Annotated in this window: 10 protein-coding genes; 2 read left to right on the forward strand and 8 right to left on the reverse strand. The window is 48.4% G+C overall.

From position 1 onward, the window contains the following. Window positions 1-247: 247 nt before the first annotated feature. Entirely contained in the window at window positions 248-4,315 is a 4,068-nt protein-coding gene (locus GJR95_RS39340) for a hybrid sensor histidine kinase/response regulator transcription factor (protein ID WP_162391075.1), read from the reverse strand. A 158-nt stretch (window positions 4,316-4,473) separates the two neighbouring features. Between GJR95_RS39340 and GJR95_RS39345 the strand changes: the two genes are divergently transcribed. Continuing rightward, window positions 4,474-4,917 carry a GNAT family N-acetyltransferase gene (locus tag GJR95_RS39345; protein ID WP_162391076.1) on the forward strand — a complete coding sequence of 148 codons (444 nt, stop codon included), beginning with the start codon at window positions 4,474-4,476 and terminating at the stop codon, window positions 4,915-4,917. A gap of 115 nt (window positions 4,918-5,032) precedes the next feature. Here GJR95_RS39345 and GJR95_RS39350 read toward each other — a convergent pair whose 3' ends face one another. The 5 genes from GJR95_RS39350 to GJR95_RS39370 all read right to left on the reverse strand — a co-directional run bounded on the left by GJR95_RS39350 (window position 5,033) and on the right by GJR95_RS39370 (window position 12,934). Next, window positions 5,033-5,755, reverse strand: a complete 723-nt coding sequence (locus GJR95_RS39350) for a universal stress protein (RefSeq protein WP_162391077.1) — start codon at window positions 5,753-5,755, stop codon at window positions 5,033-5,035. Window positions 5,756-5,844: 89 nt separating this feature from the next. Next, entirely contained in the window at window positions 5,845-6,807 is a 963-nt protein-coding gene (locus GJR95_RS39355; RefSeq protein WP_162391078.1) for an SPFH domain-containing protein, read from the reverse strand. 94 nt (window positions 6,808-6,901) lie between these two features. Then, a complete protein-coding gene (locus GJR95_RS39360; RefSeq protein WP_162391079.1) occupies window positions 6,902-8,077 on the reverse strand; it encodes an MFS transporter in 1,176 nt (391 codons plus the stop codon). 556 nt (window positions 8,078-8,633) lie between these two features. Then, window positions 8,634-11,702, reverse strand: coding sequence for a DNA polymerase I (gene polA / locus GJR95_RS39365; RefSeq protein WP_162391080.1), 3,069 nt, complete (start codon window positions 11,700-11,702; stop codon window positions 8,634-8,636). A gap of 212 nt (window positions 11,703-11,914) precedes the next feature. Next, on the reverse strand, window positions 11,915-12,934 hold the full coding sequence (locus tag GJR95_RS39370) for a fasciclin domain-containing protein (RefSeq protein WP_162391081.1): 1,020 nt from the start codon (window positions 12,932-12,934) through the stop codon (window positions 11,915-11,917). A gap of 272 nt (window positions 12,935-13,206) precedes the next feature. Between GJR95_RS39370 and GJR95_RS39375 the strand changes: the two genes are divergently transcribed. Beyond that, window positions 13,207-13,650: a hypothetical protein gene (locus GJR95_RS39375; protein ID WP_162391082.1), complete on the forward strand. Its 444-nt coding sequence runs from the start codon at window positions 13,207-13,209 to the stop codon at window positions 13,648-13,650. Between the two features lie 3 nt (window positions 13,651-13,653). Here the strand turns inward: GJR95_RS39375 and dnaE are convergent, their stop codons facing one another. Together dnaE and GJR95_RS39385 are read right to left on the reverse strand one after the other, a co-directional pair. Beyond that, the gene (gene dnaE / locus GJR95_RS39380) at window positions 13,654-17,289 is read right to left on the reverse strand and encodes a DNA polymerase III subunit alpha (RefSeq protein WP_162391083.1); all 3,636 of its coding nucleotides are present in this window, start codon (window positions 17,287-17,289) and stop codon (window positions 13,654-13,656) included. 545 nt (window positions 17,290-17,834) lie between these two features. Next, the gene (locus GJR95_RS39385) at window positions 17,835-19,985 is read right to left on the reverse strand and encodes an outer membrane protein assembly factor BamB family protein (RefSeq protein ID WP_162391084.1); all 2,151 of its coding nucleotides are present in this window, start codon (window positions 19,983-19,985) and stop codon (window positions 17,835-17,837) included. Between the last annotated feature and the right edge of the window lie 27 nt (window positions 19,986-20,012).

Below are 20,012 nucleotides of genomic sequence, written 5' to 3' on the forward strand. Positions count from 1 at the left end.
TAGGGCAGGCCATTGATGTACATAGTGGCTGCCAATCGATCAACAGGCAGTCATGGGTTTTTCGATTTCATCGTGTAGTTGTACATGGTAGATTTGTTTTAGAGGCAGGCAGTAAGCCAGGCACAAATGTGATTCTTTAGCCAGCGCAGGTGTTAGCACAAATCCGGCATTCTTTTCCTCATTTCCAGCATAAGTAAAAAAAAAGGCCCTTATTAGGGCCTTTTTGCAGTTTTACAACCAAAGAACACTAAACTGTATACTCAGAAGGAAGTACGCCAAACTGCTCCTGAAATACTTTCGTGAAGTAAGGCAGACTCTCAAAGCCTACCTGATAGGCAACATCAGAAACGGTTCCCGACCGTTCTGCCAGCAAAACGGCAGCTCGCTCCAGCCGGTACTGCCGCAAAAATTCTACGGTAGTCAGGTTGGTCAATGCCTTGAGTTTACGGAGTAGTTGTGACGAACTCAGGTTCATGTGCTGGCTCAACTGATCAACGCCGAAACTACTGTCGCCCAAATGGCGGTCGATAATCTCACGGACCTTTTGCAGGAACGTTTCTTCCTGCGAACGGATAGGTATTGGCGGAGTTTTAGGCAGGAGGAGGTTATGACTGAAATAGTGCCGCAACCGCTCCTGTTTATCGAGCAGGTTACGAACCCGTACCCGGATCTCGTCGGTATTGAAGGGTTTTGTCAGGTAATCGTCGGCGCCCAGCTCAAAACCTTCCAGGCGATCTTCGAGGGTCGCTTTAGCCGTCAGCATCACCACCGGAATGTGGCTGGTAGCTTCCTGGTTTTTCAGTATCCGGCAAAAGCCGAAGCCGTCCAGTCGAGGCATCATCAGGTCACAGATAACAATCGTGGGCGTTACAGCGGTTGCTTTTTCCAGACCATCCTGTCCATCTTCGGCTTCGATCACCTGAAAATCTGCTTCAAAAATGCGCCGTATATAGGCCCTGATATCTGCATTATCGTCGATGATGAGCAGCACATTTTCGGTAGTTAACACCTGTTCCTGTGGTATAGTTGGTATGGGGGTCCCAGCCGTTGTTGGCACAAGCACTCGCTGAGGCAGCTTAGCCGGGGACGGACCCGTAACGGCTGTGCTATGTTCTGGTTCATTCAGTATCACCAACGGTAAACGAACCGTAAATGTAGTGCCCATCCCTTCGGTGCTGGCTACTGAGATCGAACCCTGTAGAACCTTCACCAATTCATTGACCAATGCCAGGCCAATACCCGTTCCCTCATAATTCCGGCTGTATTTACTATCGACCTGATAAAACCGATCAAAGATTTTGGGCAGGTTGGCCGAATCGATGCCAATACCGGTATCCTCAATCCGTAGCGTCACAAAACCCGCTTTACCTTCAGTCTGATAGGAAACATCCATGCGCACGGTATGGCCATCGGGCGTAAACTTAAAGGCGTTGGAGAGCAGGTTCGTCACAATTTTTTCCAGCTTATCCCGGTCAAAATTCACCCAGAAGGCAGATCGGCTCTGGGCAAAACTGAATTGAATGGAACGGTTATCGGCCAGCGAGCTAAATGAACTGGCTATAATCCGAAAAAAGGACGCAATGTCACCCGGCTCCGATTCGGTAGTCAATTCGCGAGCCTCCAATTTGCTCAAATCGAGCAGTTGATTGATCAGCGTCATCAACCGATGGCCATTTCGTTCCATCATCGACAGGTCGGCCTCGCGGAGTGGCTTGTTTTTCCGATTACCCAATGGACCAAGAATCAACGTGAGCGGTGTTCGGAACTCGTGTGAAATGTTGGTAAAAAACTGCGTCTTAAGCGCGTCCAGCTCCGATAATCGACTGGCTTCTTTCTGCTCAAAATCAACCTGCTGTTGAAGCAGGAGCCGCTGGGTCTGGAACAGGTATAGCTGCCAGCCCACCACCGCAACGATAAGCGCATAGAGCAGATAAGCCCACCAGGTTCGATAGAATGGCGGATGAATTCGAATCAGGAGTTCAACGGATTTGCTCCACACTTCGCCATCGGCCGAACCCATCACCTCCAGCCGGTACTTGCCGCCAGGCAGCTGAGCATAATTGGCAAAACGATTCGTTCCAGCCTCCACCCAATCGTTGTCGATTCCATCCAGCCGGTAGCGATACCGATTGTTGTCAGAATTGGTGTAATCCATCAGCCCGAACTCGAACGTGAGGAGGTTTTGGTCGTGTGACAGGTCGAGTCGCTGGGCATATTCTATTCCATGCGTTAACACGTCATCGACTCCTCCGGCCTCAACTGGTTTATTATTTACCTTCAACCCAATAATATTCACCATTGGAATTGATTGGCTTGCCCCTGCGAGTTCGGAGGGTCGAAAGCTGTTCAGGCCATTGACACCGCCAAAAAGCAATTCTCCCGACGCTGTTTTGAAGAAAGACCCCGTATTAAACTCATCGTCCTGAAGCCCATCTGTCTGGGTGTAGTTGCGGAACTGATTTGTTTTGGGATTGAACTGCGATAAACCCCGATTGGTACTTAGCCAGAGATGACCAAATGAATCGGTTAAAATCCCATAGATTACTTTATTGGGCAACCCCTGTGCTTCTGTAAAGTGTTCGAATTGCCCGTTTTTCTTATCGAGCCGGTCCAGCCCCCCTCCTTTCGTACCGACCCATAAATAGCGGGCAGGATCACTGGGATCATTGACCAGACTGGATACAAAATCATTGCTCAAACTCTGGCGATTCGTGGCCGAGTTTCTGTAGTACGAATACGTCGGTTTTGTCAGCAGATGGTCGGCTTTGATAAGCCCTTGCTGCGTCCCTATCCAGAATGATCCGTTGGGCTCCCGCAACAGCGCGTAGGTTTCCGTTTCATTCTGGGCCAGATAGCTGAATACCTGAAACGTTTCTGTCTGTGGATTGAACCGGAGCAACTTCCCCTTCATGGCTCCGATCCACAGGTTTCGGGATGGATCTTCGAGGGTCTGGTTGGCCCAAAAGCCGAATTCTATTCCGGCAGGCAGCGGATATTTTTTGAGCAATTGCCACGTACTGGAGAATTTGAACAGGTGCTGCTCGTGGGTTTTAAAATGCGCATTAGACACCCAGAAAAAGCCCTGCCGATCCTGCATAAAATAGCGCTGCCGTTTGTCGGCTTCCGGAAGGCGTTCATCCAGAAAAGGCAACAGCCGATCTGTCGATCGATCCAACTGACCATACGCGAATTGGTAGCGGGCATACGTCCGTCCCTGCTGATCTACATACAAATGCGAAAGGGATGTCTTGGGTAGGTATGAATGAAACTGTTTAACACTAGGGTTAAATTTCCGGAGGCCGTAGCCACTGGTCCCTGCCCAGATATTGCCCGTCTTATCCCGGAGAACGGTGGTAATTGCAAACAGATTAGGGGGAAACTGTACAAACGCATCGCCGACGGTCAGGCTGTCTTTACCAAACAGCTGGGAAGCTGACAGTAGCCACAAGTGACTGACCGTTGAGATGGCCAGGGTATTTTTATCAATAGATTTGATACGTACACCGTAGGGAGACGAGTTGGGCAATGCAATCGTTTTTGAATAGCCCCGATGCCAGCATTTGATTTGTTGACCGGTGCTGACAAACAGAAAATCCTGAATGGGATCTTCATAAAGATCAAAAATGGTTGGCGTCTCGCCGACAAACAGATTAAGTTTCGAAAATGAAGCCGGATTGCGCCAATTAAACGCATACACGCCATTATCCACACCGGTTATTCCCTGGCCATTGGCTTTAAAACTGAAATGAAAGTGGGGTTGATTTATTTGCTCACTATTCAGGCGAAGGGAAATTAGCTGGATTTGCTTTGTAAAGTTGGCCTGATCGGGAAACCCCTGCTGAAGCGATGCCGGTAACTGAATTTTGAACGACCTTCCTACCGAAGTACTTACCCAGATATTGCCTTCGGGGTCTTCGTCGAGCAATTGAACTTCATGATTATTGGACTTTGTCGACGACTCATCACCAAGCGTAATGTGGTAAAATCGCTGGGTCCGGTCATCGTAGAGATTAAGACCTTTGTTGAGTGTACCGATCCAAAGCCGTCCATGTCGATCCAGTAGTAAAGCCGAACAGGCATTGTCGGAAATACTGTAGTCATTATAGGGGTCATGGGTGAATACCTTGAAATTATGCCCATCATAACGATTGAGCCCATCTTTAGTGGCTACCCACAGAAACCCTTTCTGATCCTGCTTCAGATCGAAGATCATTCCCTGCGACAGGCCATCCGAAATGGTAAGCTCCTGCCAGCCTTTAAGCTGGGCAAACAGGGTAAACGGAAGTAGAAAAAAGAGGAAAAAGACTACACGCATTTACAATGCCAAATTTACGGCCAATAATACGTAAATATGGCCATCTCTGAGTGACTCTCAGCAATAAACGTTCCATTGTAAACCCGGCGAACAAGATCATTCGGTAGATTTGTATAACCTGCAGTATTTTACCTTAAAAGCCCCGGTGTAGCACACTGATGTTGATCCGTCCGTTTAAAAGCTCTGATTCTGGCCAGCTGCTGGCTGCGTTCCGAAAGAACATACCAACGGCATTTGGTGTGAATGAACTGGGTGAGTACGCTGAATTTCTCCGAACAAATACGGATCCTTATTTCGTGGCCGACCACGACGGGCAAGTGGTTGGTGCCTGTGGCCACTATATAACTTCGGATGGGCAGGTTAGCCGGATTTGCTGGATTCTTACCGATCCGGATGCGAAGGGTTTAGGGGTTGGAAAAGCCTTATTAGCGTATAATCTCGGGCTTATTCGCCAACGATCAGGAAGTCAGCTTGTGGAATGCCGAACCTCTCAGGTCGCGTACCAATTTTTCGAGAAATCAGGCTTTCAGCTTCAGTATACCGAGCCGAATGTCTGGGCTCCGGGCCTTGATCTCTACTTCATGACGCTCAATTTGCAGTAGGCAATACACTGTGAGATTGTCGATTGATTACAAACCTATAAGCCGGGCCGCCGATGCGGTTTTTGAAACCGCATCGGCGGCCCGGCTTATAGGTTTAAATTGGCTGAGTACTAGCTTATTTATGATAGACCAGTACTGGTACTGTCGATTTTTCGATCAGGCGCGCAGTGTGGTTCGGATGGAGTAGGTTGTCCAGAAAACCCGATTGTGGATATAGCTGCATGACAATCAGGTCAGTATGGGCGTTATCGAGTTGATCGTCCGTTAAAACCGAAAGGTGTGCATCAAATGCTTTGATCAGCGAGTCGGTTTGTTCAGATACTGTACTTTGTGTGGTTTGCGACTGCATAGCATAGGCAATTGTCCGCACCTGAGCCGGTCGAACAGGCTCTCCTTCGGGTGGAATCGGCACAATTAACACCGGACAAATGGCTTCGTCGGCTACGTCGGTTGCGGCACTGCCCGCCAGGCGATCAAAAAATGTGCTTAAATCGCTTCGACCCATCACAATCAGATCGGCCAAAATTTCTTTGGCGACATCCAGAATTTCATCATCGACTATACCGATCCGCCATTCTGTTCGCACCGATAGTCCTTCCAGTTTTAAATCGGCTTGGAGTTGCTTTAATCGCTGTTGGCTGATCTGTTCCACTTCCTGCGCTGCCAGCAACCCCAGACCAGGTTCACCCATCGTTGGCAGGGTCGAATCGGGAATCATGGGTTGATTGACATGCAGTAGCGTTATGGTTGCACCTGTTTTGTGAGCAAATAGCCGTGCCCAGTTGAGGGCTGACGCGGAAGTTATCGAAAAATCGGTAGGAAAAAGCAGGTTTGTCATACTTGGTGAACAGGGGTTTGTTAGATGAACAAACGAAAGGCTCAACGTTCCCGACAATCATCCAATTTTATTGCTTTTTCAGCGCACGGCTACTTCTTTAACTCTTCTGGTGGCGTTATGATCCGCCCTGTTCCGCTACCGCTATTCATTTTCTCGACAGCCAGTAACTGTTTCATGGTTTTATCCATGCCTTCAGTTGACCCATCCAGAAAAATGACATTACCGTTGCCATTTTCGGCAAAGTGCTTAATGGCTTCTGTCCAGATTGAGAACAGGATCAGTGATGCATCCAGATTAGCCTCGGTCATGACTTTAGCCGATTCGGCCATACCCTTCGCTACCTCTTCCCGGAACAGGGCAACACCCTGACCACGCAATTGAGAGGCTGTTTTTTCAGCCTCAGCCGAGATTTTAATGGCGTTACCTTCGGCTTCAGCGGCTTTCGTTTTTGTGATCAGCAAAGCCTGGCCTTCGTTTTCGGCAGCTGCTCTCAAATTAGACGAAGCCACTACCTGCGCCATCGACCGCATAATTACCTCATCGAAGGCAATGTCATTCAATTGCAGATCAGTCAGGTGGTAACCCCAGCTTTCGAGTAGCGTATCAAGCTGAGCCTTAACGTGTTCAATAATTTCAGAACGTAGTGCCAGAATTTCTGACTGGCGTTTGGTGGCAACAAAGCTACGGATCGATCCTTCGATGGTTCGAATCAACGCCTGCATAAACGAGGCTTCATCGATAAATTTGAAGGCAACATTTTTGATGGTTTCTTCGCCCTGATTCAGTACCGAATAGACCAGCATTGCTTTAAAGTTCACGTTTGCCTGATCGGCCGTAATTGCCTGAAATGCCAGTTCAACGGAGCGATTCTGAATGGAAATACGTCGGTAAATAACCTCAATAAACGGAATTTTAAAATTCAGACCCGGACCCAGAACACGGGCATATTTCCCGAAAATTGTTACAACAGCCACCGTACCCTGTTGCACGATAACGATGGACAAATAAATAATGATGATTGCCAGGACGGCAAAAATGCCTAAAAAGCTCATATAGTGACGTGGTTAAACACAAAAAAGCGGATTCTGTGTTAAGGTACAGAATCCGCTAATACACGTATGAAAAATTTGTTAGATCGGTCAGTTCCTAGTTGCCATGCGCTAGTTCGTAATTAACAACACTCTTTTGCCGGAAGTAGGCCATCATAGCCAGTACAAACCCGGTAAATGCCAGCATAGCTCCTACCAATTGAGGAGACGAATAGCCTAAACCGGCTGCAATTGGCATACCGCCCAGATAAGCACCCAACGCGTTACCGATATTGAAACCCGCCTGACTAACCGATGAAGCCAGCATTTCGGACCCATTGGAGGCCCGGATCATCAGAATCTGAATCGGTGCACCCAATGAGAAAGCAATGGCTCCCGTAATGAAGGTCATGATCAGCAGCGGCACCTTAAAGGGCGCAACCGCATAGACAAGTAACAGACAGATTACCATCAGCAATAGGAATAAAGCCGTGGCCTTAATGGGTGAAATAAAGTCAGCCATACGCCCGGCAATCAGGTTACCCACGGCCATACCTAAACCGGCCAGGACCAGAATCCAGGTGATCTGGTCGCTACTAAAATGAGCAACTTCGGTCAATAACGGAGCGATATAACTGAACCAGGCAAATAGCCCGCCTGTACCAATAGCCGTAATGCCCAGAATCAGCCAGGGTTCTACATGGGTAAACAGTTTGAGGTCTTTGCGAAGATTGGATTCGCCGACTACCGGCATAGCAGGAAGCAGTTTCTGGATGCAGAACATGGTGATCAGCCCAACAGCCGCAATAACCACAAATGTTATGCGCCAGCTCATGGTATGACCAATGTAGGTGCCCAGCGGCACACCAATAATATTAGCAATGGTAAGCCCGGCAAACATCATCGAAATGGCCTGTGCTTCTTTGCCCTTACCCGCTAATCGGCTCGCCACTACCGCCCCAACACCAAAGAACGCACCATGCGGCAGGCCCGATAGCAACCGGGTTATCATCATGGTTTCATAATTGGGGGCAAATGACGACAGGATATTACAAAAGGTAAAGATGGCCATCAGGCCCAGTAGAATCTTTTTAGGCGGATAATTTCCGGCAATCCCAACCAGCAACGGAGCGCCTAACACGACACCAAGCGCATAAGCCGAGATTAAATGACCAGCAACGGGAATCGAGATGCGTAGTGCACTCGCAATATCAGGCAGAATGCCCATCATGACAAATTCGGTCATTCCAATGCCGAAGCCTCCGATGGCGAGAGGCAATAAACTCTTTTTCATTTGCAGCTACTTTTTTCTGACAGCTCGTGCGTTTTACCTCTAAAACGCACCGTAGCCTCCTTAAAACGAAGGCTACTCTATCAGGCAAATAAAAAAAGTACAAAAACGTTCCCAGTTCTATAAATGATCTAATTTATTAGCCAGCCGGTGCAATTGAATGGACTATTAAACAGGAGTAGCATTACTTTTTCTAAAGTACAGCGCTTCCATTTAGCTCTAAATGGCACTATTATCTAAATAAGAGCAATTTCATAAGGCTACTTTGCGCGGAATACAATGGCTGTCCATGATAAATAACAAGCGATAGAATCCTTTAAACTGTATAGACGCATTAAAGCATAATCTTCGTATTATTCAATTCCTAATCTCTATATAAACACACTGAACGTATGTAATATTTGTAAATTATCTCACATTCCCGAAGAAAATTCGTGATCAGAAGTGGTGTAATTACAAAATCCCCAGCCTGACTCAGGCTGGGGATTTTGAATGATTACCTGTTTGATGGTATCGCTTAACCAACACAAAAAAAAAGTCGCCTACAGCATAAAACAGGTTAGTGAGCCAGTAACCAGTTTTCACCAATGCCAATTCCGGTTTCCATCTTCACGGCCATTGGAATCGCATTTCTCATGATGTCGGCAACACGATCACGCAGCAGGTCGATTTCGTCACGGTGAGCATCGAACACCAGTTCATCATGAACGGTCAGAATCATTTTCGACTTTAACCGCTCGGCCTGCATGAATTCATGGATACGAATCATGGCAATCTTGAGCATATCGGCCGCACTGCCCTGGATCGGCGCATTGACCGCATTCCGCTCAGCAAACATCCGGTCAGTCTGGTTTCGTGAGTTGATATCGCGCAGATACCGACGGCGCCCCAAAATCGTTTCGGCATAGCCAAACCCTCGTGCTTTTTCGACGCTCTGGTCCATATAGGCTTTTACAGCCGGAAACTCGGCAAAGTACTCGTCAATGATTTGAGCCGCTTCCTTACGCGGAATTTTTAAGCGCTGACTTAACCCAAAGGCCGAAATACCATAGATAATCCCAAAGTTGATGGTTTTAGCCTTCCGGCGCATCTCGGTCGTCACCTCACTGATCGGCACGTGAAAGACTTTACTGGCCGTTTGTGTATGAATATCTACGTCATTGTTGAAGGCGTCAAGCATGGTCTGGTCGCCACTGAAGGCCGCCATGATCCGCAATTCAATCTGCGAATAATCGGCCGACATAATCACAAACTCCGGTCCGCGCGGCACAAAGGCTTTTCGAATTTCCTGCCCTCGTGGTGTCCGGATCGGGATATTCTGTAAATTAGGATTAACCGACGACAAGCGCCCAGTCGATGCAACAGCCTGATTAAACGACGTATGAATCCGCCCGGTACGTTTACTGATCAGCAACGGCAGGACATCAACGTAGGTGTTTTTGAGTTTGATCAATTCGCGGTAATCCAGAATCTTGCGGGCAATTTCATGCTCGGCTTCCAGTTTCGACAGAATCTCCTCGCCCGTAGCGTATTGGCCGGTTTTGGTCTTTTTGGCGTTCTTATCGAGCTTGAGTTTATCGAACAGGATTTCACCCAGTTGCTTTGGCGAACCGATATTGAATGATTCGCCCGCAATCTCGAAGATCTCCTGCTGCACTTGCCGCATGTCTACTTCAAGCGTCGCCGATAATTCAGCCAGAGCATTGGTATCGATCGCAACGCCTTCTAATTCAAGGTCAGTCAGCACCTGTACAAGCGGCATTTCGACCTGGTCGAAGAGTTTGTATAGGCTGTCCTTTTCAAGTCGGGGCGCAAAGGCTTCTTTTAGCTGAAGGGTGATATCGGCATCCTCGCTTGCATAGTCGACCACTTTCTGCACATCGACTTCCCGCATCGTCAATTGGCCTTTACCTTTTTTGCCGATCAATGCCTCAATCTCAACGGGCTGGTAGTTCAGGTACGTCATCGCCATCATATCCATGTTATGGCGCATCTCCGGCTCGATGAGGTAATGGGCAATCATCGTATCGAACAACTTACCCTGCACTTCGACACCGTATTTTTTGAGCATCAACAGATCATACTTCAGATTCTGCCCGATCTTGCCAATGGTCGGATTTTCGAATACCGGCTTAAACTGATCGACCACGGCCTGAGCCTCGTCACGGTCTTCCGGAACGGGCACATAAAACGCTTCGCCGGTGCGATAAGCAAACGATAGACCAACCAGATCGGCCTCTACCGGATCGATAGCAGTCGTTTCGGAGTCAAAACAGATACTTTCCTGAAGACTCAGATAATGCACCAGGCTGGCCCGCAGTTCGGCCGTATCGACCAGGCGATAATCGTGCTTTACCGATAATATATTCCTCCGGCGCTCAGGCTGTACCTCATCGATCTCATAGTCAGGATACACATCAAGGTAAGCGGGTTGGTCCTGCTCAGTTGCAACACGTTCGCCATCCTCAATCGTGGCAGAATCAGTTACGAAATCCGGCGTTGCAGCCGACGCAGAAGCAGCTGGGGCTTTAACGCTGGTCCGTTTCTCTTTCGGTTTGCCTGTTGGTGTAGCCACTGCATCGCCAGAGCCAAAATCAAACGGCAAATCATTAGCACCTGATGGTTTCAGGGCTCCCATATTCGGGAAAGGCAGAAACGCAGGCGTGTCCCCGCCGGGTGAATCGAACAGATTCATTTGGGCTGGTGCCGTATTCTTGAAAGCTTCGGGGAGTGGTTTTTCGTCGTAATTGCCGCCCAGTAAGCGGGTTTTCATCTGCCGGAACTCCAGTTCGTCCAGCAGTGCGGCCAGCCGTGGTTTGTCATATTCTGTATGACGCAGGTGATCTTCATCGAAAGCAACCGGCACATCGAGATGGATGGTTGCCAATTGCTTCGAGAGGAGGCCCTGATCGGCAAAATTGACAACGTTTTCTTTGAGTTTACCTTTTAACTGGTCGGCGTTGGCAATCAGATTTTCGACTGAACCGAAGTCGGCAATGAGTTTTTGCGCCGTTTTTTCACCAACTCCCGGAATTCCCGGAATGTTATCGACCGAGTCGCCCATGAGGCCAAGCATATCCGTTACCTGCTCGATCCGCTCAATCTGCCAGCGTTCCAGAATCTCATTTACGCCCAGTTTTTCGGCAGGTTTCCCCATGAACGCAGGCTTGTAGATATGGACATGCTCTTCAACCAATTGCCCATAATCTTTGTCAGGGGTCATCATATAGACCTCAAAATCAGCCAGAGCTGCTTTTTTTGCGATGGTCCCAATTATATCGTCGGCCTCATAGCCATCCAGAATCAGGATCGGAATGTGCATGGCCTCAACAATCTGCTTGATATACGGTGTAGCCACACTGATGTCTTCGGGTTGTGACTGTCGGGTGGCCTTATACATTGGAAACTGTTCGTGCCGAAATGTTTTCTTCGATGAATCGAATGCAACACCAATGTGGGTGGGTTTTTCCTTGGTCAATACCTCGATCATGGCATTCATGAATCCAAAGATCGCTGACGTATTTACGCCCCGCGACGAAATACGGGGCGATTTATTAAAGGCAAAATGAGCGCGATAGATCAGAGCCAGCGCGTCTAACAGAAAGAGTTTTTTTTGTGGTTTAGCCATTCGATACAGGTCACAAGTCAAGGTGCCAAAGGTCGAAAGTCTTACGGACAATCCCGCGATTTCGGTTTAACAATTTGATGCTTTATCCTTATAAACAAAACAGATGGAGCAGGGTTTTGATTCCTCCCAAACAGCCATAAAACGCACAAAAACGCACAAGCCGAGCTCTGATATGGGCTCGGCTTGTGCAGGAAGAAAGGTTACTAACCTATCTACTGAGGCAGCAACAATCGATCAACAACATTGATGACGCCATTTGTTGCCGGAATGTCAGGAAATATAATATTCGATGCTGTACCCCCATTTCCTTTACCGGTTACGGTTATTGCCGTTGTGCTGGCAGCATAGGTAATTGTACCGGTCTGGGCAGTCGTCAAACTTGATCCACTGGAAATCAGCGGTGTAAACACCCGGCCCGGTACAATATGGTACTGAAGAATCTGGCCTAATGTAGCTACTGGTAGCGCATTTATGTCTGCTACTGTTTTAATAGTGGGTATAGCAGCGGTAAAGGCGGCATCGGTTGGCGCAAATACGGTCAATGGTGTAGTACCCGTTAAGGAACTAGCCGCCCCTACTTTGGCTACAGCAGCCTGTAGGAACGTAAACGATACGGTTGGAAATAATCCGGGTATAGCCTGAATAGTACCAACCAGATCGCCCAGAATCGGTGGAACCAATACCCGATCTATTACGTGCACTACACCGTTACTGGCTTGTTGATCTGCCAGAACGATTCGTGCGCCATTGGCAGATATACTACTGGAGGTCCCCGATGTTGAGGCTACTTTTGATAGATACAACGATGATCCACCAAGCGTCGGAACGGGTGTTAGCAGTGCCGTCGGTATAGCCGCCGACTCTGTCTTTGTGCTGAGTATGTGGTACTGAAGAACGGCTGTTAACTGCACTATAGGAATATTATTAATTGCTACTGTATCAGCGTAAGCAGGACCTAATAGCTTAAAGGCAGCGTCTGTCGGAGCAAAAACAGTATAGGTGCCTGGTTGCCTCAATGCACCAGCCAAATTGGCACGGGTAATAGCCTTTTTGAACAGCGTAAACTGGTTCGTAGTACCATTGCCATTATTGATTAAATCATAGATCGTTGGAACGGTTGGTGTGTTATCATCATTTTTTTTGCAGGCAGAGAACGTAAAAATCAGCGCAACTAAAAGAGCCGATAACAAGCCCCACTTTCGTCCGGAGGGCGAGTATTGATTACTGGTCATGATTGATTGGGAGTTGGTGTAAAAAAAAGGATCAGGGCATGAGTCGTTAACCCCATCCTGCAAAAAAACGACTATTTATCGACTTTGTTCTTAAATATTTATCAGGCGTTAAACGAATAAGCAATTTATAATTTCCATTTCGCTCTGAGGCAGAAGGTGACTTAACGGACTTCCTGACTCCTTTTTCATACTTTATCAGCCTTACCCTATAAACCATCAGGAATATTCGACGTTATTCAGAAAACTCAATCGTCCAAATTAGTTGACGTACCATGCGTATTACACTGATTATTATCTCAACAAGCCTCCTCTTCGGTTGTCAGGGCCGTCCTTCGCAAGAATCAGCAAGTACTACCTCCGCTGAAACAGCAGTAGCCCCTGACACCCTCTGCTTTCAACAGATACTAAAACGCGATACGACAACCATACGGTTAATTATGAATGGAACGAAGGCCACTGGCTATCTGGACATTAATCCCTATGAAAAAGATCGGGCACGAGGCCCTGTTCAGGGAACGATCAAGGGTAATCAGATTCAGGCCAATTGGGATCGCTCGGGCGAAGGTGTCGTTCAACGCTACGCACTCGACCTGCATCTTAAAGCCGATGCCATTACCTGGCACGAAGGTGAACGAGTTCAAAAACAGGGCGTATGGGTGCTCAAACAACCTACACGCGGCTATGAATATGTTCTGAATAAGACAGACTGTCGCTGACCTCTACGCCACCTTACAGGTTACGCCCTCCATGGCTTCCAGCGATCGGAGCAGGGAGTTAGCCGGTGAGACCTTCAGTGTACGCGACTGCAAACTGACCTCGATACGCTCGGCGTGGTCAACTACGTTGAGCGAGAGCGTACAAGTGCCGGGATGTGCATTGACAAGCTCATTGATTTTGGCAACCAGTTGCGCGTTCAACGAGTCGATCGTTAAGGATACACGCAGTTCCTTGCAGAATTTTTCGCGCATATCGTTCAGCAACCGGATACTTACCGGCTTAAACTCCAACTGCTCAGAGCCCCATTTATTTTGCGTCTTACCCGTAATGTGCAGGAAACGCCCAACCTCAATGTATTGCACCAATCGGACGTAGTCGTCACCGAAAAGAGCCATTTCAAGGGACGTGTTATAGTCTTCTATTTTAAAAATACAGAACGGATTTCCGCTTTTGGTTATCCGCATTTGTACGGCCGATACAATGCCGCCAACTTTTATTTCGGGCTGTTTTGTCTCGAAAATGTTGCCCAGGGTACAGTTACAGAACCCCTCCATTTCGAGCTTAAATTCATCGAGTGGGTGGCCAGTGATGTAAAAACCAACAACGTCTTTCTCAAACTTCAGCTTTTCGATCTGATTCCATTCCGTTACGGTTGGCGCTTTGGGGCGGGCCAGCATTGGTTCGCCATTCATCATGGCGCCAAACAGCGACTGTTGAGCGGCAGCTTTCTCGGCGTGGTAGTTGTTGGCGTACCGAATGATCTTATCCAGAAATGGGGAAGTGTCGCCTTCAGCCATCTCAAAATATTGCGCCCGGTGGTATTCGTCGATGCTATCGAAAGCACCAGCATAGGCCAGAGATTCCCACGTTTTCTTGTTCACGGTTCGAAGGTTGACCCGAATCGCAAAGTCGAAAATATCTTTAAATGGCCCACCTGCTTTGCGCTCCTCAATGATGGCCTCTACAGCCGCGTCGCCCGCGCCTTTGATACCACCCAGCCCGAATCGAATCTCTCCGTTTTTGTTTACCCCGAAAAACCGCTCCGACTCATTTACGTCGGGTCCAAGAACCGGAATGTTGATATTTTTACATTCTTCCATGAAGAACGTAATCTTGTCGATGGTACCCAGGCAGCTCGTTAACACCGCAGCCATGTATTCGGCCCGGTAGTGTGCTTTGAGGTAGGCCGTCTGATAGGCAACAAATGCATAACAGGTCGAGTGCGATTTGTTGAACGCGTAGGAAGCAAAAGCTTCCCAGTCAGTCCAGACCTTTTCACAGACTTTCAGGGGAAGATTGTTGGCCGTACAGCCATCCATAAATTTCCCTTTCATCTTGTCGAGCGTGGCTTTGTCTTTCTTCCCCATCGCCTTCCGCAGTACGTCAGCGTCGCCCTTGGTGAAGTTTCCGAGCTTTTGCGACAGCAGCATCAATTGCTCCTGGTAAACCGTAATACCGTACGTATCAGCCAAATACTCCTCCATTTCTGGCATATCGTACTTAACTTCCTCGCGACCGTGTTTGCGGTTGATGTAGTTCGGAATATAGGCAATCGGGCCCGGTCGATAAAGGGCATTCATGGCAATGAGGTCGCCAAAGCGGTCAGGCTTCAGATCCTTCATGTGCTTTTTCATGCCGTCGGATTCAAACTGAAACACGGCATTGGTTTCGCCCCGCTGGAAGAGTTTGTATGTTTCTTCGTCATCCAGGGGAATATCATCAATGCCGGTTTCCACGCCATTAATGAGAAAACCACCATGATTTTGCTTGATGAGCCGCAGGCATTCCTTGATAATCGTAAGGTTACGCAGGCCCAGAAAGTCCATCTTGATAACGCCCGCATCCTCAATGACTTTACCCTCATATTGGGTAATAATCAGGTTCGTATCTTTCGAGGTTGACACCGGTACGATGTCCGACAGGTCGCTGGGCGCGATGATGATCCCAGCCGCGTGCAGGCCCGTATTACGAACCGTACCTTCAAGTTTTCGGGCCTGTTTGAGTACTGCCGATACCTTTTCATAGTCGACGATTCGCATGGCCTGGGCCGCACTCTTGTCGCCTGCTTCGAGCGCACGCATTCGCTTCACATTATCGACCTCTTCGGGCTGAATAACGCTCGCTAAACCACCCGGCCCATCAATCGGGTCCTCAAAAATGCGCTTGAGCGTCATGTTGTAGGTCGGCTTGTCGGGCACGAGTTTCACAACCGCATTGGCATCCTGAAGGGGCAGATCCATGACACGGGCGACGTCTTTGATCGACGATTTAGACGCCATTGTGCCGTAGGTAACGATCTGGGCAACCTGTTGCTTGCCGTATTTCTGCACGACATAATCAATCACCTTCTGACGGCCTTCGTCATCGAAGTCTGTATCGATATCGGGCATCGACTTCCGGTCGGGGTTCAGGAACCGCTCGAACAGCAGGTCGTATTTAATGGGATCGATATTGGTGATACCTGTGCAATAGGCCACGGCACTCCCAGCCGCTGATCCACGACCCGGACCGATCATAACGCCCAGATCACGCCCGGCTTTGATGAAGTCAGATACGATCAGGAAGTACCCGGCGAAGCCCATTGTTTTGATCGTAAACAACTCAAAATCAAGACGCTCCTGGATATGCGGCAAAATATCTACATAGCGTTCTTTGGCTCCGGTATAGGTCAGGTGGCGCAGGTATTCCCACTGGTTCAGCACATCGTCGGTATGCTGCTGAAACTCCTGTGGAATCGGGAAGTTGGGCAGCATGATGTCACGCTTCAGCTTCAGCGTGTCTACCTTACCTACAATCTCGTTGGTGTTATCGATCGCTTCGGGCAGATCTTTAAACAACGTCGTCATCTCCTGCGTGTTCTTAAAATAGAACTGGTCGCTGAAGAAGGCAAAGCGGGTATTTTTGGGCATCACCTCGTCGTCGCTGAATTCCTTCATCGACGGCGTGCTTTGCTTTTCGTTGGTATTCACACATAACAGAATGTCGTGCGCTACCCAGTCGTCCTGATCGACGTAATGCGAATCGTTCGAGGCAATGATTTTGACATTATATTTCCGGGCAAACCGCACCAGCACTTCGTTGACCTTGATTTGATCCGGAATTTCATGCCGTTGTAATTCGACATAATAGTCTTCACCGAAGCGGTCCAGCCACCATTTAAACTCTATTTCACCAGCCTCCTCGCCCTTTTTCAGAATGGTTTTCGGCACCGACGCGCCAATACAACAGGTAGAAGCAATCAACCCCTCTTTGTATTTGTCGATGAGTGCTTTCGTAACACGGGGGTATTTGCCGTAAAGGCCCTCCATGTAGCCAAGTGAGCAGAGTTTCGCCAGATTTTTATAGCCCTGAGCATTTTTGGCAAGCAGAAGCTGGTGGTATCGAATGTCTTTCTTTTCTTTCGTAAACTGTTTGATGGTGTGATCCTCTACCACATAGAATTCACAGCCAACAATGGGTTTGATACCCTGCTTGCTGGCTTCGGCCACAAACTCAAACACGCCAAACATGTTGCCGTGGTCGGTGATGGCAACGGCAGGCATGTTGTCATTTTTAGCTTTCTTAATCAGCTTTTTAATGTCGGCCTGCCCATCGAGCAGCGAGTATTGAGTATGGCAGTGGAGATGAGAAAATTGCATAGTCTGATCAGACCGCCGACGCGGCCGGTATTAGTCGATTTCCCGGATTTACGGGATTCGTTCCTCTGTAAAAATAGGCAAACTGAACGGTCAACAGGTAATGAGGAGCGGGGATTTTTGAAAAGAATTTGGTAAAAGCCTGAAAGAGAATCGCCTTAGCCTGGCTTTATCTATTCTATCTTATTGGTCGACTTAACGGTTGGCCAGTAAGATTAAAGACAACACATAGTAAATGGTTTATTAACTCCTCGATCGGCAAACTAAAAACAGCTTATCTATCGATTCAGCCTTGTAGTTTATAAAATGGAAAACGTTCAATTGAATTTTCACACAAACCATTGCGAAGTTGGCCGTACCTGGTGATCAACATTAGGCAGAAAACGGACAACCGATTTCAGCATATGGATTTGGGATCTATCTGAGTGAATAAATAAAACTCCCGGCAGACATCCCACCGGGGCTTTACGAACCATCCTTAATCCTAATTTTTAAGCTCATTATTTTTTGACATTGTAAAGGCGAGATCGTTAATAGGGAAATCCGTTTCAGGGCAAAGCAAAGGCTACGTAACTATCCCCTTTGCGAGTGCCTAACTTTGCCCCTCCGCAGGCAACTACGATATATTGTTTCCCGTTTACTTCGTACGTGCTGGGCGTGGCAAAACCGGCTGCTGGCAGTTGGGTCTGCCACAATAAATTGCCCGTTTTCTTGTCGTAAGCCCGAAACATTCCATCTTTAGTAGCCGCAATAAATAGTAAACCTCCCTTTGTGATGACAGGGCCACCGTAGTTTTCGGTGCCAGTTGGCAGAATACCCTGTTTCGTTAATTCGGGGAGCTCGCCCAGCGTCTTTTGCCAAACCTGATGCCCTGTATTGAGGTTGATAGCGGTCAACGTTCCCCAGGGCGGCTTGATGGCAGGGTATCCTTTACTATCTAAAAATTTCGTGTATCCGTTGAAACGATAAGGAACGTAGGGGCCAGGTTTAGTGAGCGTACCAGGAGTCATAGTTACTGTTTCCACTTTTTCATCGTTAAACAAAAACGCCAGTAGTTCCTGCTTTTGCGCGGTAGTAATAACTGAGAAGCCCGGCATCATTCCTTTACCGCTGGTAATTAACCTGGCTACATACTCCCGGTCGCGCCGTTGACTGATGTTCACCAGGGATGGATAACCGCTTGACGGATTCCCTTTTCGATCTGGCCCATGACAAGCCACGCAGTAGGTTGTATAGAGTCGATGACCGGGACTTAAATGAGCCAGTTCATCCACTTTGGGCGTTGCACTCAGGCTAAACATCCAGGCCATTTCGTTGGCATTGACATACATAATGCCCTCGGGATCAACGGCAGCACCGCCCCATTCCGGCCCACCGTCGGCACCTGGCAACAGTAGCGTTGGCGTTTTGCTTAACGGCTGAAACGGGCCTTTTTTTGCCCGTCGATACTGCGCTATCAGCGTATCACGGTTGGTAGCATAGGGACTTAATTCCGATTCGGCAATGGTTTGCCGGGCAAAAGGGGCTGGTAAGGTGGGAACAGGTTGCGTTGGCCAGGCCACTTCATCCGGCAAGGACGATATAGGAACAGGCATCTCTCGAATCGGGAAAAGTGGCTTACCCGTTACGCGGTCAAAAATAAAGACATGGGCGCTCTTGGTTACCTGGGCTACCGCATCAATGGTTTTTATGGATCCAGACAGGCCCTTCTGGTGAAGAGTAATCAGGTTAGGTGGAGCCGGTAAATCGCGATCCCAGATATCATGATGAACCAGCTGGTAATGCCAGATTCGTTTGCCGGTCCGGGCATCCAGTGCCAGTAAACAATTGGCGAACAGGTTCTGGCCTTTACGATTTCCGCCATAAAAATCAAACCCGGCCGAACCCGTCGGTACATACAGAATTCCACGCTTACGATCGACCGCCATGCCCGCCCAGTTATTGGCGGCTCCTACTTCCGTATTTTTATAGACGTCTTTAGGCCAGGTTTCATACCCATATTCGCCTGGGTGCGGAATGGTGTGAAAGACCCACGCTAATTTACCCGTCCGAACATTAAACGCCTGAATCGAACCGGGGGCCGCATCCGCTCCTTCCGAAACGCGTAGGGGCATGACTAATAAATCTTCGAAAAGCGTACCCGGCGTGTTGGAAATCACAAATTTATCCTTCGCCGATTCCCCTAATCCGACTTTCAGACTCACCCGGCCATTCTCGCCAAAGCCAGAAATCGGTTCTCCGGTTTGGGCATTGATCGCATATAGCCAGGAGCCATAGGCATACAAAAGCCGCGCGGGTTGGGTGTCTCCGGCTTTATTACTTTTCCAATAGGTAACACCACGGTTGGTATTGAACGTTTTGGTGGCTGGTTCCACATAACGCCACTTCTGCTGACCCGTAGCAGCATCGAGCGCAAATAGCTGATTCGATGCCGTTACGCCGAAGAGCGTGCCATCCACAATAATCGGGTTGCACTGTACCTGACCCGAGTCGCGGGAATGATACTCCCAGGCAACCTTAAGCTGATTAACGTTACCTGTATTGAGCTGGGTTAGCGTTGAATAATGATTCCGGTCTGGCCCGCCTAAATACTCTGGCCAGTCGGTTACCGACTCAGTTTCTCCAGGTATATAGATCAGTTGGGCAGCCGTTAAGCTAACGGCAACTAGAAAAAGAAAAGGAAGAGTACTGCGTTTCATTACACTTATACACAAATGGATTCAGGA

The sequence above is a fragment of the Spirosoma endbachense genome (genome assembly GCF_010233585.1).
Lineage (GTDB): Bacteria > Bacteroidota > Bacteroidia > Cytophagales > Spirosomataceae > Spirosoma > Spirosoma endbachense.

What these genes read in the sequence shown, in the direction of transcription:
- GJR95_RS39340 (WP_162391075.1), bottom strand. Translation starts at nt 4,315, where the DNA reads ATGCGTGTAGTCTTTTTCCTCTTTTTTCTACTTCCGTTTACCCTGTTT.
- GJR95_RS39345 (WP_162391076.1), top strand. Translation starts at nt 4,474, where the DNA reads ATGTTGATCCGTCCGTTTAAAAGCTCTGATTCTGGCCAGCTGCTGGCT.
- GJR95_RS39350 (WP_162391077.1), bottom strand. Translation starts at nt 5,755, where the DNA reads ATGACAAACCTGCTTTTTCCTACCGATTTTTCGATAACTTCCGCGTCA.
- GJR95_RS39355 (WP_162391078.1), bottom strand. Translation starts at nt 6,807, where the DNA reads ATGAGCTTTTTAGGCATTTTTGCCGTCCTGGCAATCATCATTATTTAT.
- GJR95_RS39360 (WP_162391079.1), bottom strand. Translation starts at nt 8,077, where the DNA reads ATGAAAAAGAGTTTATTGCCTCTCGCCATCGGAGGCTTCGGCATTGGA.
- polA (WP_162391080.1), bottom strand. Translation starts at nt 11,702, where the DNA reads ATGGCTAAACCACAAAAAAAACTCTTTCTGTTAGACGCGCTGGCTCTG.
- GJR95_RS39370 (WP_162391081.1), bottom strand. Translation starts at nt 12,934, where the DNA reads ATGACCAGTAATCAATACTCGCCCTCCGGACGAAAGTGGGGCTTGTTA.
- GJR95_RS39375 (WP_162391082.1), top strand. Translation starts at nt 13,207, where the DNA reads ATGCGTATTACACTGATTATTATCTCAACAAGCCTCCTCTTCGGTTGT.
- dnaE (WP_162391083.1), bottom strand. Translation starts at nt 17,289, where the DNA reads ATGCAATTTTCTCATCTCCACTGCCATACTCAATACTCGCTGCTCGAT.
- GJR95_RS39385 (WP_162391084.1), bottom strand. Translation starts at nt 19,985, where the DNA reads ATGAAACGCAGTACTCTTCCTTTTCTTTTTCTAGTTGCCGTTAGCTTA.